The organism is Psychroflexus salarius (genome assembly GCF_900129035.1).
GTDB lineage: Bacteria > Bacteroidota > Bacteroidia > Flavobacteriales > Flavobacteriaceae > Psychroflexus > Psychroflexus salarius.
Genome location: NZ_FQTW01000007.1, coordinates 14,360 through 27,174, shown reverse-complemented (window position 1 = coordinate 27,174; position 12,815 = coordinate 14,360). Strand labels below are relative to the sequence as shown.

16 protein-coding genes are annotated in these 12,815 nt (G+C 33.6%); 14 read left to right on the top strand and 2 right to left on the bottom strand.

Annotated elements, in window-relative coordinates; all coding sequences use genetic code 11:
• Positions 1 to 19: 19 nt before the first annotated feature.
• Together BUB82_RS09020 and BUB82_RS09015 are read left to right on the top strand one after the other, a co-directional pair.
• On the top strand, positions 20 to 865 hold the full coding sequence (locus tag BUB82_RS09020; protein ID WP_073193299.1) for a transketolase: 846 nt from the start codon (positions 20 to 22) through the stop codon (positions 863 to 865).
• Between the two features lie 15 nt (positions 866 to 880).
• Positions 881 to 1,834 carry a transketolase family protein gene (locus BUB82_RS09015; RefSeq protein ID WP_073193298.1) on the top strand — a complete coding sequence of 318 codons (954 nt, stop codon included), beginning with the start codon at positions 881 to 883 and terminating at the stop codon, positions 1,832 to 1,834.
• A 59-nt stretch (positions 1,835 to 1,893) separates the two neighbouring features.
• On the opposite strand, the gene BUB82_RS09010 is transcribed toward BUB82_RS09015, so the two are convergent.
• Positions 1,894 to 2,322 (bottom strand): BLUF domain-containing protein, encoded by a 429-nt coding sequence (locus BUB82_RS09010; RefSeq protein ID WP_073193297.1) that lies wholly within the window; start codon positions 2,320 to 2,322, stop codon positions 1,894 to 1,896.
• Positions 2,323 to 2,430: 108 nt separating this feature from the next.
• On the opposite strand from BUB82_RS09010, the gene BUB82_RS09005 reads away from it, so the two are divergent.
• The 12 genes from BUB82_RS09005 to BUB82_RS08950 all read left to right on the top strand — a co-directional run bounded on the left by BUB82_RS09005 (position 2,431) and on the right by BUB82_RS08950 (position 12,190).
• Positions 2,431 to 3,201 carry a 3'-5' exonuclease gene (locus tag BUB82_RS09005; protein ID WP_073193296.1) on the top strand — a complete coding sequence of 257 codons (771 nt, stop codon included), beginning with the start codon at positions 2,431 to 2,433 and terminating at the stop codon, positions 3,199 to 3,201.
• Between the two features lie 13 nt (positions 3,202 to 3,214).
• Positions 3,215 to 3,829: a fumarylacetoacetate hydrolase family protein gene (locus BUB82_RS09000; RefSeq protein WP_073193295.1), complete on the top strand. Its 615-nt coding sequence runs from the start codon at positions 3,215 to 3,217 to the stop codon at positions 3,827 to 3,829.
• Between the two features lie 4 nt (positions 3,830 to 3,833).
• Positions 3,834 to 5,084, top strand: coding sequence for a competence/damage-inducible protein A (locus BUB82_RS08995; RefSeq protein WP_073193294.1), 1,251 nt, complete (start codon positions 3,834 to 3,836; stop codon positions 5,082 to 5,084).
• A gap of 10 nt (positions 5,085 to 5,094) precedes the next feature.
• Positions 5,095 to 5,472, top strand: coding sequence for an iron chaperone (locus tag BUB82_RS08990; protein WP_073193293.1), 378 nt, complete (start codon positions 5,095 to 5,097; stop codon positions 5,470 to 5,472).
• 283 nt (positions 5,473 to 5,755) lie between these two features.
• Entirely contained in the window at positions 5,756 to 5,995 is a 240-nt protein-coding gene (gene rpmB, locus BUB82_RS08985; protein ID WP_073193292.1) for a 50S ribosomal protein L28, read from the top strand.
• A 7-nt stretch (positions 5,996 to 6,002) separates the two neighbouring features.
• Positions 6,003 to 6,185, top strand: coding sequence for a 50S ribosomal protein L33 (gene rpmG, locus BUB82_RS08980; RefSeq protein WP_073193291.1), 183 nt, complete (start codon positions 6,003 to 6,005; stop codon positions 6,183 to 6,185).
• Between the two features lie 2 nt (positions 6,186 to 6,187).
• Positions 6,188 to 6,340: a DUF4295 domain-containing protein gene (locus BUB82_RS08975; protein ID WP_073193290.1), complete on the top strand. Its 153-nt coding sequence runs from the start codon at positions 6,188 to 6,190 to the stop codon at positions 6,338 to 6,340.
• 117 nt (positions 6,341 to 6,457) lie between these two features.
• Positions 6,458 to 7,414: a signal recognition particle-docking protein FtsY gene (gene ftsY / locus BUB82_RS08970; protein ID WP_073193289.1), complete on the top strand. Its 957-nt coding sequence runs from the start codon at positions 6,458 to 6,460 to the stop codon at positions 7,412 to 7,414.
• A 2-nt stretch (positions 7,415 to 7,416) separates the two neighbouring features.
• The gene (locus BUB82_RS08965; RefSeq protein ID WP_073193288.1) at positions 7,417 to 7,722 is read left to right on the top strand and encodes a hypothetical protein; all 306 of its coding nucleotides are present in this window, start codon (positions 7,417 to 7,419) and stop codon (positions 7,720 to 7,722) included.
• Positions 7,723 to 7,728: 6 nt separating this feature from the next.
• A complete protein-coding gene (gene rimO, locus BUB82_RS08960; RefSeq protein WP_073193287.1) occupies positions 7,729 to 9,042 on the top strand; it encodes a 30S ribosomal protein S12 methylthiotransferase RimO in 1,314 nt (437 codons plus the stop codon).
• Positions 9,043 to 9,105: 63 nt separating this feature from the next.
• Entirely contained in the window at positions 9,106 to 10,719 is a 1,614-nt protein-coding gene (gene bshC / locus BUB82_RS08955; RefSeq protein WP_073193286.1) for a bacillithiol biosynthesis cysteine-adding enzyme BshC, read from the top strand.
• A gap of 82 nt (positions 10,720 to 10,801) precedes the next feature.
• Positions 10,802 to 12,190: a pyridoxal phosphate-dependent decarboxylase family protein gene (locus tag BUB82_RS08950; protein WP_073193285.1), complete on the top strand. Its 1,389-nt coding sequence runs from the start codon at positions 10,802 to 10,804 to the stop codon at positions 12,188 to 12,190.
• Between the two features lie 69 nt (positions 12,191 to 12,259).
• Here the strand turns inward: BUB82_RS08950 and BUB82_RS08945 are convergent, their stop codons facing one another.
• Positions 12,260 to 12,790: a DUF2911 domain-containing protein gene (locus BUB82_RS08945; RefSeq protein ID WP_073193284.1), complete on the bottom strand. Its 531-nt coding sequence runs from the start codon at positions 12,788 to 12,790 to the stop codon at positions 12,260 to 12,262.
• Positions 12,791 to 12,815 lie beyond the last annotated feature (25 nt).

Below are 12,815 nucleotides of genomic sequence, written 5' to 3'. Positions count from 1 at the left end.
TTTTAATTTTATTATATAAATGTCTACAACACAACAACTTCAAGATTTTGTCACGCAAGTTAGACGTGATATTCTACGACAAGTACATCAGGTAAATTCAGGTCACCCAGGCGGATCGCTAGGTTGTGCAGAATTCTTTTCAGTTCTCTATCAAGAAATCATGAATTATTCAAAAGATTTTGATATGGATGGAAAAAATGAAGATCTCTTCTTTTTGTCTAATGGCCATATTTCACCTGTCTTTTACAGCGTTTTAGCCCGTTCTGGATTTTTTCCTGTTGAAGAATTACAAACATTTAGAAAAATTGACTCAAGATTACAAGGTCACCCAACAACGCATGAAGGTTTGCCTGGCGTCCGTATTGCATCAGGTTCATTAGGTCAAGGCTTGTCAGTAGCGATTGGCGCAGCTACCGCCAAAAAGCTTAATAATGATCATAGTATTGTTTATACATTACATGGTGATGGTGAATTGCAAGAAGGTCAAAACTGGGAAGCTATTATGTATGCAGCTGCTAATCATGTTGATAATTTAATAGCGACCGTAGATTATAACAAAAAACAAATTGATGGCTCTACAGATGATGTTTTAGCGCTTGGTGATTTAAAAGCAAAGTTTGAAGCCTTTGGCTGGAGCGTTCTAGAGTTAAAAGAAGGTAACGATATTGAAGCCATACAAGCTACACTTTCTTTAGCTAAATCTCAAACTGGAAACTTAAAGCCAATTGTTATTTTAATGGAAACGGAAATGGGTCATGGTGTTGATTTTATGATGGGTACACATGCTTGGCATGGTAAAGCGCCTAATGATGTTCAGTTAGAAAGTGCATTATCTCAAAACCCAGAAACTTTAGGTGACTATTAATTTTAAGGAAATATCATGAAAACATATACAAATAGCGGAAATATAGATACGAGATCTGGCTTTGGAGCTGGACTAGAAGTTTTAGGTCAACAAAATGAAAATGTAGTTGCTTTATGTGCTGATTTAACAGGTTCGTTAAAAATGGATGCTTTTAAAGCGAATCATCCAGAACGTTTTTTTCAAGTAGGAATTGCTGAGGCCAATATGATTGGTATTGCTGCAGGATTAACCATAGGCGGTAAAATTCCGTTTACAGGAACTTTCGCTAATTTTTCAACTGGCCGCGTTTATGATCAAATTAGACAATCGGTTGCCTACTCAGGTAAAAATGTAAAAATTTGTGCATCACATGCTGGTTTAACCCTAGGTGAAGACGGCGCAACACACCAAATCTTAGAAGATATTGGTTTGATGAAAATGTTACCAGGTATGACGGTTATTAATACTTGCGATTATAACCAAACTAAAGCAGCAACCATTGCTATTGCTGAGCATGACGGTCCTGTTTATTTACGCTTTGGAAGACCAAAAGTAGCCAATTTCACACCAGACGATCAAAATTTTGAGATTGGAAAAGCAGTACAATTAACTGAAGGTAAAGATGTAAGTATAATTGCGACAGGGCATTTAGTTTGGGAAGCACTAGAAGCGGCTAAGGCTTTAAACGAAGCTGGCATAAGTGCAGAAGTGATAAACATTCATACAATAAAGCCACTTGATGAAGACGCTATTTTAAAGTCGGTTGCGAAAACAAAATGTGTAGTTACCGCCGAAGAGCATAACTTTTTAGGTGGTTTAGGTGAAAGTGTTGCCAGAACCTTAACACAAAATCATCCAGTGCCTCAAGAGTTCGTTGCAACTGAAGATACATTTGGAGAAAGTGGAACACCTGCACAATTAATGGAAAAATACGGTTTAAATGCTGCCGCTATTATAGAGAAAGCTAAAGCTGTTATAGCTAGAAAATAACTAGCCTAGCATTATTAATTTTTATAAAGAGCCTTCAATTATGTTTGTAGGCTCTTTTTTTAGCTTGATAACGTTTTGGTGAAATTGTATAATATTTTTAAAACAGGGTGCGTTTTGTCTTCAGTAGGATTTAAAAAAACATCATCAAGATTTAAATCTTTTCGGCCAACAATACTTTTAATATGATTGTCTTCAACCTCTTTATAAGCCATAGACCAGTTTGTGAATTGTCTATTTTCAAGATAACCGTCATCTAAAAGTAATAAGTCATTATGTCTTGGGTCGTGCTTAATTTTTTTATAAACAAGATCAATTTCTTCATTAGGACCTTCAATGTATTGCACAAATTTTCCCTGAATTAATAATAAAACACCAGTAATTGCTAAGCGTTTATTTTTTTCTCTGATTTTGAATAAAAAATTTTCAACTTCAGTTTTGCTCATAACTTGAGTTTGCACACTCATATAGGAAACATAGCGTAAATTCATTCAGGAATAATTTTTTGAAATATATTAAAAAATTTCCAATTATATTATAAACTCATTTTTTTTGAAGTTGAAGATTTTAATAATCCTATTTTTGTGAAAAAATATTAAATGGAATTAAATCTTCATAAACCAATTTGCTTTTTCGACCTTGAAACTACAGGAATAAATATCACTAAAGATCGCATTGTCGAAATTTCTATCCTAAAAGTTTTTCCGAATCATAATAAAGAGTCTTACACATGGCGTGTTAATCCAGGTATTCCAATCCCGGCAGAAACAACTGCTGTTCATGGAATTAGCGATAAGGATGTTGAAAATGAACCTACTTTTAGTGAATTAGCACCTAAAATACAGCAATTACTCGAAGGTGCAGATTTAGCTGGCTATAATAGTAATCGATTCGACATTCCTCTGCTAGCTGAAGAAATGTTGCGCACTGAAATTGATTTTGATCTTGACAAGGTTAAAGCAATTGATGTGCAAACCATATTTCACAAGAAAGAAAAACGTACGCTTGAGGCAGCTTATAAATTTTACTGTAATAAAAACTTAGATGATGCCCATTCTGCTGAAGCTGATACCAATGCAACTTATGAAGTGCTAAAATCTCAACTTGACCGTTATCAAGATTTACAAAACGATACCAAATGGCTAGCTGAATTTAGTGCGCACAAAAAATTTGCAGATCTTGCAGGGTTTTTAGTATTTAATAAAAATGGAGAAGAAGTCTTTTCATTTGGTAAACACAAAGGCAAAAAAGCTGAAGATGTTTTAGAGCAAGAACCTGGTTACTTTGGCTGGATTCAGAATGCGGACTTTCCACGCTACACAAAAAAAATATTAACGCGTATTAAATTGAGAAAATTAGCGACCAAATAAACCACCTTAAAGCATGAAAATTATTTGTATAGGTCGTAACTATAATGACCATATTTCAGAATTAGGCAATCAAAAACTCGAAGCACCTGTTATTTTTTTAAAACCTGATTCTTCAGTTTTACCTAAAAATCAAGCCTTTTTCATACCAGAGTTTTCAAATAACATTCATTATGAGCTAGAACTTGTTGTTAAAATTAATCGACTCGGCAAACATATCGACCAAAAGTTTGCACACAAGTATTATCAGGAAATAGGTTTAGGAATCGATTTTACTGCTAGGGATTTGCAACAGCAATTAAAACAACAAGGTTTACCATGGGAAAAAGCTAAAGGTTTTGATGGTTCTTGTGTTTTAGGAAATCAATGGCTCGATAAGTCACAATTTGAAGATTTACAACAACTAAATTTCAGCTTATTAAAAAATAACCTAACGGTACAACAAGGAAATACCAGTCAAATGCTTTTTAGTGTAGATGAAATTATTGCAAACGTTTCTCAATATTTTACTTTAAAAATTGGTGATTTGATTTTTACTGGAACTCCAGCTGGTGTTGGTCCTGTTGAAGTTAATGATCATCTAAAAGCAAGTTTAGAAGGTCAACAATTAATAGATCTACGTATAAAGTAACATCATGAAAGCTGAGATAATAACTATAGGAGATGAAATTTTAATTGGTCAAATAATTGATACTAATTCTGCTTTTTTAGCAAAAGAATTGAATAAAATAGGAATTCAAGTCTACCAAATTTCATCAGTTCAAGATGAGCGCCTTCATATATTAAATGCTTTAGAAGAGGCTTCTAATCGCGCTGATGTAATTATAGTAACTGGTGGTTTAGGACCAACAAAAGACGATATTACTAAACACACATTTTGTGAGTTTTTTAATGATGAATTAAAACTTAACGAAGATGTATTAGCTCATGTAGAAGAACTTTTTAAAAAATATGTCAAAACGCCAATTTTAGAAGCTAATAAAACTCAGGCTATGTTACCAAAAACAGCTGAGGTTTTACACAATCAATATGGTACCGCGCCAGGAATGTGGTTTGATCAAGCGCAAAAAGTATTTATCTCTATGCCAGGTGTTCCGTTCGAAATGAAATCTATTTTCACTAATGAAGTTTTAGCTAAACTTCAAGATAAATACGAAACACCATTTATACTTCATAAAACTGTTTTAACTTATGGTTTAGGAGAAAGTGCAATTGCTGAAAATATAGCAGATTGGGAAGCCAATTTGCCAGATGTGATCAAGCTTGCTTATTTGCCAAGTTTAGGGCGTGTAAGGTTACGTTTGTCTGCTAAAGGTTTTAATCGGGAATATCTTGAAGAATCAATAAATCAAGCTGTAAAAGCTTTGTTTCCTTTAATTGGAGATATCATTAAAGGTTTTGAAGATGAGTTAAGTTTAGAAGAACAAATTGCCAAAAAACTTGTGAGTGACCAAAAAACGCTTGTAACTGCTGAAAGCTGTACAGGTGGTCGATTAGCAGCAGCTTTTACAGAAAAACCAGGTGCATCTCAATTTTACAAAGGCTCAATTGTAAGCTACGCAACTTCGGCGAAACATGATGTTTTAGGTATTTCTGAAAAAGTCATCAAGCAACACTCAGTTGTAAGTGCTGAAATTACAAGACAAATGGCACAGCGCTCACAACAATTGTTTAAAGCTGATTATGCTATTGCGACCACAGGAAATGCTGGTCCTGAAAAAGGTGACAGTGATGCTGAAATTGGCACCGTTTATATAGCAATAGCAACGCCAAATGGGGTTAAGGTTTTTGATTTTAATTTTGGGAATCATCGCGAACGCGTCACTCAAAAAGCGGTCAATAAATCTCTTGAGTTGTTATATAACGAGTTGTTTAATGTTAAATAAATTTTGAGTTATGTTATACGACGTAAAAACACCTAGAGAATATTTTGATAAGCTTGAAAATGACTGGAGAAAGGAGAAGCTTGTGTTGGTTTACGAAATGATTAAAAAAAATGGGCCCGACTTAATTGAAGGTATTGAATATAAAATGCTCTCATTTAAATATAACAAAAAAACAATTTTCAACTTAAATGTTCAAAAGGCTTATGTAAGTCTTTACGTTGGAACTATTCATAAAGTTAGTCATGCTCAAGAATTATTAAAAGATTTTGATTTAGGAAAAGGTTGTATTCGTATAAAAAAGAATGTTCAAATTCAGGAGACAGGACTTGAAGCATTTATTAAAAATAGCATTGTATTATGGATTAATGGTGGTAATACTGATTGTTGAAATCTTTTCTAAGAGTTGCACGTTAAATATTTCGTTGTAGATATCGAGTTGCAATTTAATATTAGCACATTAATAGTTAAAGTCTTTGATGAGCCATTGATTTTTGCATTAACCCTAATAGTCTGTGAAAATTGATATAACTACTTTTTCAAAACTCAACAACATTAATTACTCATTTCAAATCTATAAATTAATTAAATTTGGCAAAGTTTTATTTTGGCTAATTCAGAAAAAAGTCTTTAATTTGCATCCTGTTTTAAATAACACCTAAATACAAGTAAAAATGTCTAGAGTTTGTGAACTTACTGGTAAAAGAGCAATGACGGGAAACAATGTTTCTCATGCCTTAAATAGAACAAAAAGGAAATTTAGCGTTAACTTAGTTAAAAAACGTTTTTATATTCCTGAAGAAGATAAATGGATTACCCTTAAGGTAGCGACTTCTGCGTTAAAAACGATCAACAAAAAAGGAATTTCAGCAGTTTTAAAAGAGGCTAGAGCAAAAGGTTTCTTGAAAAAATAATTAGGCCATGGCAAAGAAAGGAAATAGAGTTCAAGTGATATTAGAATGTACCGAGCATAAAAATTCAGGCTTGTCTGGAACTTCTCGTTATGTTACGACTAAGAATAAAAGAAACACACCTGATAGATTAGAATTAAAGAAATTTAATCCTATCATGAAAAAAATGACAATTCACAAAGAAATTAAGTAGTTATGGCAAAGAAATCAGTCGCATCTATACAAACAGGTAGCAAACGTCTAACAAAAGCCATCAGAATGGTGAAATCACCTAAAACTGGTGCTTATGTATTTGAGGAGAAAATAATGAATCCAGAAAATGTAAATGATTACTTTAAAGCGAAGTAAGTTCATTACAATTCAATATAACAAAGCCGTTACAATTAAGTGACGGCTTTTTGTTTTTTCACTATATTTGCTAACTATTTTAATAATCACAGCTGTTAGCTCTAAACCATAATTAATATGGGATTTTTTAAAAATATATTCTCTAAAGACAAAAAAGAAAAGTTAAATGAAGGTCTTGAGAAATCTAAATCTTCTTTTTTTGGTAAACTATCTAAAGCCGTTGCAGGTAAGTCTAAAGTAGATGATGCAGTTTTAGATAATCTTGAAGAAGTTTTGATTTCTAGCGATGTTGGAGTGGCTACGACGATTAAAATAATAGACCGAATTCAAGAGCGTGTTTCTCGAGATAAATATTTAGGTACAGATGAACTTAATCAAATACTTCGCGAAGAAATTGCGGGTCTTTTAAGTGAACAAGAACATGGTAACTATGAATCTCTTTACATCCCAGAAGGCGTCAAACCATATGTGATTATGGTGGTAGGTGTTAATGGTGTAGGTAAAACAACTACTATTGGTAAATTAGCTCAACAATTCAAAAATCAAGGAAAAAAAGTAGTGTTAGGTGCAGGAGATACATTTAGAGCAGCCGCTATAGACCAACTTCAAATTTGGGCCGACCGCGTTGATGTACCTATTATTAAACAAAAGATGGGAAGCGATCCCGCATCTGTAGCTTTTGATACTGTTCAAAGTGCTGTTAAAAAAGATGCTGATGTTGTTATTTTAGATACTGCCGGTCGTTTACATAATAAAGTCAACCTGATGAACGAGTTGACGAAAATTAAACGTGTTATGCAAAAAGTTGTTGATGATGCGCCTCACGAAGTTCTACTTGTGTTAGATGGTTCAACTGGGCAAAATGCTTTTGAACAAGCCAAACAGTTTACCGCAGCGACTGAAGTTACGGCACTTGCCGTTACTAAATTAGATGGTACAGCCAAAGGTGGAGTTGTTATAGGTATAAGTGATCAGTTTAAAGTTCCTGTAAAATATATCGGTGTTGGCGAAGGTATTAATGATCTGCAAATTTTTAATAAATATGAATTTGTCGATTCGTTTTTCAATAAATAACTATGACCGAACAGAAACCATCTAAACCTTTTAGTAGTGAGCGCACTAAATTAACAATCACTAAAATCACAGCAATCTATGCAGGATTTTATTTCATTTTAAAATTATCTGCTATTTTTAATGGTGCTTGGGTTTTACCTAATTTAATCCTTACAATACCATTACTTGTACTTGGCTTAATTGCTTGGTATTTGCTTAAATCTGAACAAACCAATTGGTTTTTTGTCATCATTAGTATTTTAGTGATTTCGTCAATTCGATATTACGAGGCTGAAGCCGTGGTTTGGTTAAACTCAATTTTACAATAAATTTATATGCGCACAAAAACCCTTAAAAAGCACAAAATTAATGTGGTTACTTTAGGATGTAGTAAAAATATTTATGATTCTGAAGTACTAATGGGGCAACTCAAAGCCAATCAAAAAGAGGTTGTTCACGAGCAAGAAGGTGATGTAGTTGTTATTAACACTTGTGGTTTTATTGATAATGCTAAAGAGCAGTCTGTAAATACCATTCTTGACTTTGTTGAGCGTAAAGAAGCTGGAGAAGTCGAGAAAGTTTTTGTAACAGGTTGCTTATCTGAACGCTATAAACCAGATTTACAAAAAGAGATCCCTAACGTAGATCAATATTTTGGAACCACCGAATTACCAGCCTTATTAAAGGCACTCGGTGCAGATTATAAGCATGAGTTAATTGGCGAGCGCTTAACCACAACACCAAAAAACTATGCCTTTTTAAAGATTGCTGAAGGTTGTGATCGGCCATGCTCGTTTTGCGCAATACCATTAATGCGTGGCGGACACAAGTCTAAACCAATTGAAGAATTAGTTGAAGAAGCCACTAAACTGGCTTCAAATGGTGTTAAAGAATTAATTTTAATCGCCCAAGATTTAACCTATTACGGTTTAGATTTATACAAAAAAAGAAACTTAGCAGCCTTGCTTCAACAACTCGTAAAAGTTGAAGGTATTGAGTGGATTAGACTTCATTATGCTTTCCCTACTGGATTTCCAATTGATGTGCTTGATGTAATTAAAAATGAACCAAAAGTTTGTAACTATATAGATATTCCGCTTCAGCATATCTCAGACCATCTTTTAAAATCAATGCGGCGCGGTACCACTCACGAAAAAACAACTAATTTACTCTATAAGTTTCGTGAGAAAGTACCTAACATGGCTATTAGAACCACATTGATAGTTGGTTATCCTGGCGAAACAGAAGCTGATTTTGAAGAATTAAAGCAATGGGTTAAAGAAATGCGCTTCGAGCGTTTAGGCTGTTTTACGTATTCTCACGAAGAAAACACGCATGCTTATAGTCTTGAAGATGATGTGCCTGATGAAGTTAAAATGCAACGCGCTAATGAAATCATGGAAATACAATCGCAAATTTCATGGGAACTCAATCAAGAAAAAATAGGACAAGTATTTAAGTGCGTTTTTGACCGTAAAGAAGGTAATTATTTTGTTGGAAGAACTGAATTTGATTCACCAGATGTAGATAATGAAGTTCGTGTAGATGCTAGAAAATATTATCTGAAGTTAGGCGACTTTGCTCAAATTAAAATTACTCAAGCCGAAGATTTTGACTTATATGGCGAACCTATAGACTCAAGCAATTAACGATTAATTAGGAGCATTTTAACTTCTCTAGCTTATTTTTGTGTTGACTTAAAGGCATATATTATGGTAGACTGTTTAAAATATCGAGACACCAATCATTTTTCAGAATTGGTTTATAATTATGTAGAACAATCACCAGATTTTAAAGCGTTTATTTCAAATTTTCCAAGTATTGAAGCTTTTAAAGTACAATTAGAATCTAAATCTAAGAACTTTAATCAAAAAAATCGTCAAGTTCTAAACAAAGTGCTTCAAAACGATTATAGTTCAATCGATGCATCACAACAGACTTTAACTAATATTGAAAACCTAAAGTTAGAGAATACATTTACAGTTACAACTGGCCATCAGCTTAATTTATTTACTGGTCCACTGTATTTTTTTTACAAAATCATTTCGACCATAAATTTGTGCCAAGAACTTTCTGAAGCGTACCCTGAACAAAATTTTGTGCCATTGTATTGGATGGCTTCAGAAGATCATGATTTTGACGAAATCAATTTTTTTAATTTTAAACGTAAAAAAGTAAGTTGGAAAAGTGAACAAAATGGTCCCGTAGGTGAGTTTTCAACTTCTTCAATAGATGAGTTTTTGAATCAGTTATCAGAATTATTTGGAAATCATAAAAATGCCGAAGATTTATTAAATTTATTCCAACAAGCTTATGTTGGCCATGATAATTTAGCAGATGCACATTTTTATTTAGTTAATACCTTATTCACTAAATACGGTTTAGTGGTTTTAAAACCAAATCATCCTCAATTAAAGCATTGTTTTAAAAGTTATATTAAAAATGAATTGCTTGATCAAACAGCGCATCAACATGTGCTTTTACAATCAGAAAACTTGAAAGAAAAGGGATACAATATTCAAGTTAATCCCCGCGAAATTAATTTATTTTATATTGAAAAAGGCATCCGTGAGCGTATTGTTAAACACGACGGTCATTATCATGTTTTAGAAACGCAACTTAAGTTTTCTGAAACTGAAATACTTCAACTAGTAGATGAGCACCCTGAACGTTTTTCGCCAAATGTGATTATGAGACCGCTATATCAAGAGGTTATTCTTCCAAATTTATGTTATATTGGTGGTGGCGGAGAGTTAGCCTATTGGCTTCAATTAAAATCTTTTTTCGACTCACAACAAATTACTTTCCCATTGCTTTTACTTCGTAATTCAGTTTTACTTTACTCAGATAAAACAGCAAAAAAATTAAAACAACTTAACTTGAGCATTCAAGATTTATTTCTAAGCCAGGCAGATTTAACCGAGAAGATTGTAAAAAAAGAATCTGAAATCGAAATTGATTTTTCTGAACAAATTCAATATTTAAAACAACAATTTTCAAGTTTGTATAGAACTGCTTTATTAACTGATGCTTCTTTTGAAGGTGCTGTTGCTGCTCAAGAGCAAAAACAAATCAATGGACTAAAGCATTTAGAAAAACGATTGCTTAAAGCTCAAAAGCGGAAGTTGAGCGACCACTTAAAAAGAGCTGTTTCATTACAAGATATGTTGTTTCCGAACGGTGGCTTACAAGAACGCTACCTTAATTTTAGCGAAGTTTATGTAGATACTGGCAAAGATTTTATACAAGTTTTGAAAGATCAACTAAAGCCTTTGAGCGGAAAATTTACTGCAATAGAACTTGATATTTACCATATTGAAAATTAATTATTCGACTTCAGTTTGCTTATAGATTCAGTTGAAGTTAAACAGATTACCCTCATAAGTTAAACATTAATAAAACACACTCATGAAAAGTATGCACTCCATAGATCTAGAAACTGTAGAAATGACGCTAGATATCATGAAATATGCCATTAATAGAATCTCTAATACGTCTCCAGATCTTAGTAAGCCAAAAAAAGAAGAAGAGCTTTTAAAATTAGTAGGCGAAACTGTTACTGAAAAAGGAATTGGAGGCGAAGAGGCATTCCGACTTTTTAAAGATGTGTTGGTTAAAGCATCTGTACCAGTAGATCATCCACGACATTTAGCCTTTGTTCCGGCAGCGCCAACACGAGCAGCCATTTTATTCGATTTGGTAACATCGGCAGCCAGTATTCATGGTGCCTATTGGATGACAGGCGGTGGCGGAATTTTTTGTGAAAATCAAGCTATGAAATGGTTAGTGTCTCTAACTGGATTACCAGAAAATGCATTTGGCGTATTTACAAGTGGAGGCACAGCAGCCAATCTTTCGGCTATGATTGCTGCAAGAGAATACTGGCGAACCTTAGATGATCAAAACAAAAGTTTAAAGGCTTTAGTGATTACTTCAATGGGAGCACACTCATCTGTAAAATCCATGGCAAAAGTAATTGATGCAGATATTATTACAGTTGACGATCATGAAGAGCATAAGCTCACTGGTGAAGCTTTGCAAAACACAATTTCTACTTTATCTGAGTTTGACCGTAAGCGTTTATTTGCGGTTGTAGCAACTGGAGGCACTACTAATGCAGGAATAATAGACGAGCTAGACCATATTGCTGAAATTTGTAAAACCGAAAAACTTTGGTTTCATGTCGATGCTGCGTATGGCGGTGGCGCTTTGGCAGCACCATCAGTTAGGCCGTTGTTTAAAGGTATTGAAAAAGCTGATAGCATTACGATTGATCCTCATAAATGGATGTTTTCTCCCTATGATTGTGGAGCGGTAATTTATAAGAATATGGAGTTAGCTAGAAATGCACATTCGCAAAAAGGGTCTTATCTCGATATTTTTAAAGATGAAGGTGCACAAGGATTTAACCCGTCAGATTATCAAATACAACTGACAAGGCGACTTCGCGGATTACCGCTTTGGTATTCTTTAGCCATGCATGGTACTAAAAAATATACAGAAGCTATTGAGCGTGGATTGAGCTTAGCGCAGAATGCAGCAAAACAAATTGAACAAATGCCGCATGTTGAATTAATTAGAGAACCAGGCCTATCATGTGTCTTGTTTAAAAGAATTGGCTGGACGCCAGAAGATTATCGAGATTGGACTTATAAAAATCATGATGAAGGTTTTGCTTTAGTTACCCCAACGAAATGGATAACTAATTCAACTAATGAAACCTGCGCTCGTTTTTGTTTTATTAACCCTGATACAACTGAAAAAGATATTGAAGATATTTTAAAGACAATGTTATAACTTTTAAGATATAAAATTAAAAAACCCTGAATTCCAATTCAGGGTTTTTAACCAAGTCTCATTTAAAAACTAATTTTTAATAGGAATTTCTAAGTACACATTATCCCAGCCCATTAATAAATTAGCGCCATTGTCCGTAGGTCTAAATGTGATCGAGAAATTTTCAACTGTAGCTGCTGTTTCATTTGTTTTGACTTCAGTTCTCATAACATCATTAGATTGATCATATTTGTAGGCGCCCCAAACATTAATATCTTTATTTAAAATGATTGTCCAATTCTTTTCATTTGGTATGGTATATAATGTATAAGTTCCAGCACCGACTTTATTACCATTAAATTCAACATCATCATAAAATGTAATCTCGGTAGCTTCATTGGCTCCTGTACGCCAAATTTTTCCATAAGGTACTAACTCTCCAAAAATTTCACGTCCTTTCTTTTGTGGTCTTGAATAAATCACACGTGCAAGAGATGAATTATCATTATTTCGAGCAATCACAGCATCCATTGGACTCTTATCTAAATCACTGAAATCTTGGGCTTGTAAAGGATTTATGAATAAGAGAATTATAATAAACAAACTTAAAACATATTTCATAATATTAACTTTTAAAAGATTTGTT

Coding starts and splice junctions, on each gene's coding strand:
- BUB82_RS09020 (WP_073193299.1), top strand. CDS start 20: ATGTCTACAACACAACAACTTCAAGATTTTGTCACGCAAGTTAGACGT.
- BUB82_RS09015 (WP_073193298.1), top strand. CDS start 881: ATGAAAACATATACAAATAGCGGAAATATAGATACGAGATCTGGCTTT.
- BUB82_RS09010 (WP_073193297.1), bottom strand. CDS start 2,322: ATGAATTTACGCTATGTTTCCTATATGAGTGTGCAAACTCAAGTTATG.
- BUB82_RS09005 (WP_073193296.1), top strand. CDS start 2,431: ATGGAATTAAATCTTCATAAACCAATTTGCTTTTTCGACCTTGAAACT.
- BUB82_RS09000 (WP_073193295.1), top strand. CDS start 3,215: ATGAAAATTATTTGTATAGGTCGTAACTATAATGACCATATTTCAGAA.
- BUB82_RS08995 (WP_073193294.1), top strand. CDS start 3,834: ATGAAAGCTGAGATAATAACTATAGGAGATGAAATTTTAATTGGTCAA.
- BUB82_RS08990 (WP_073193293.1), top strand. CDS start 5,095: ATGTTATACGACGTAAAAACACCTAGAGAATATTTTGATAAGCTTGAA.
- rpmB (WP_073193292.1), top strand. CDS start 5,756: ATGTCTAGAGTTTGTGAACTTACTGGTAAAAGAGCAATGACGGGAAAC.
- rpmG (WP_073193291.1), top strand. CDS start 6,003: ATGGCAAAGAAAGGAAATAGAGTTCAAGTGATATTAGAATGTACCGAG.
- BUB82_RS08975 (WP_073193290.1), top strand. CDS start 6,188: ATGGCAAAGAAATCAGTCGCATCTATACAAACAGGTAGCAAACGTCTA.
- ftsY (WP_073193289.1), top strand. CDS start 6,458: ATGGGATTTTTTAAAAATATATTCTCTAAAGACAAAAAAGAAAAGTTA.
- BUB82_RS08965 (WP_073193288.1), top strand. CDS start 7,417: ATGACCGAACAGAAACCATCTAAACCTTTTAGTAGTGAGCGCACTAAA.
- rimO (WP_073193287.1), top strand. CDS start 7,729: ATGCGCACAAAAACCCTTAAAAAGCACAAAATTAATGTGGTTACTTTA.
- bshC (WP_073193286.1), top strand. CDS start 9,106: ATGGTAGACTGTTTAAAATATCGAGACACCAATCATTTTTCAGAATTG.
- BUB82_RS08950 (WP_073193285.1), top strand. CDS start 10,802: ATGAAAAGTATGCACTCCATAGATCTAGAAACTGTAGAAATGACGCTA.
- BUB82_RS08945 (WP_073193284.1), bottom strand. CDS start 12,790: ATGAAATATGTTTTAAGTTTGTTTATTATAATTCTCTTATTCATAAAT.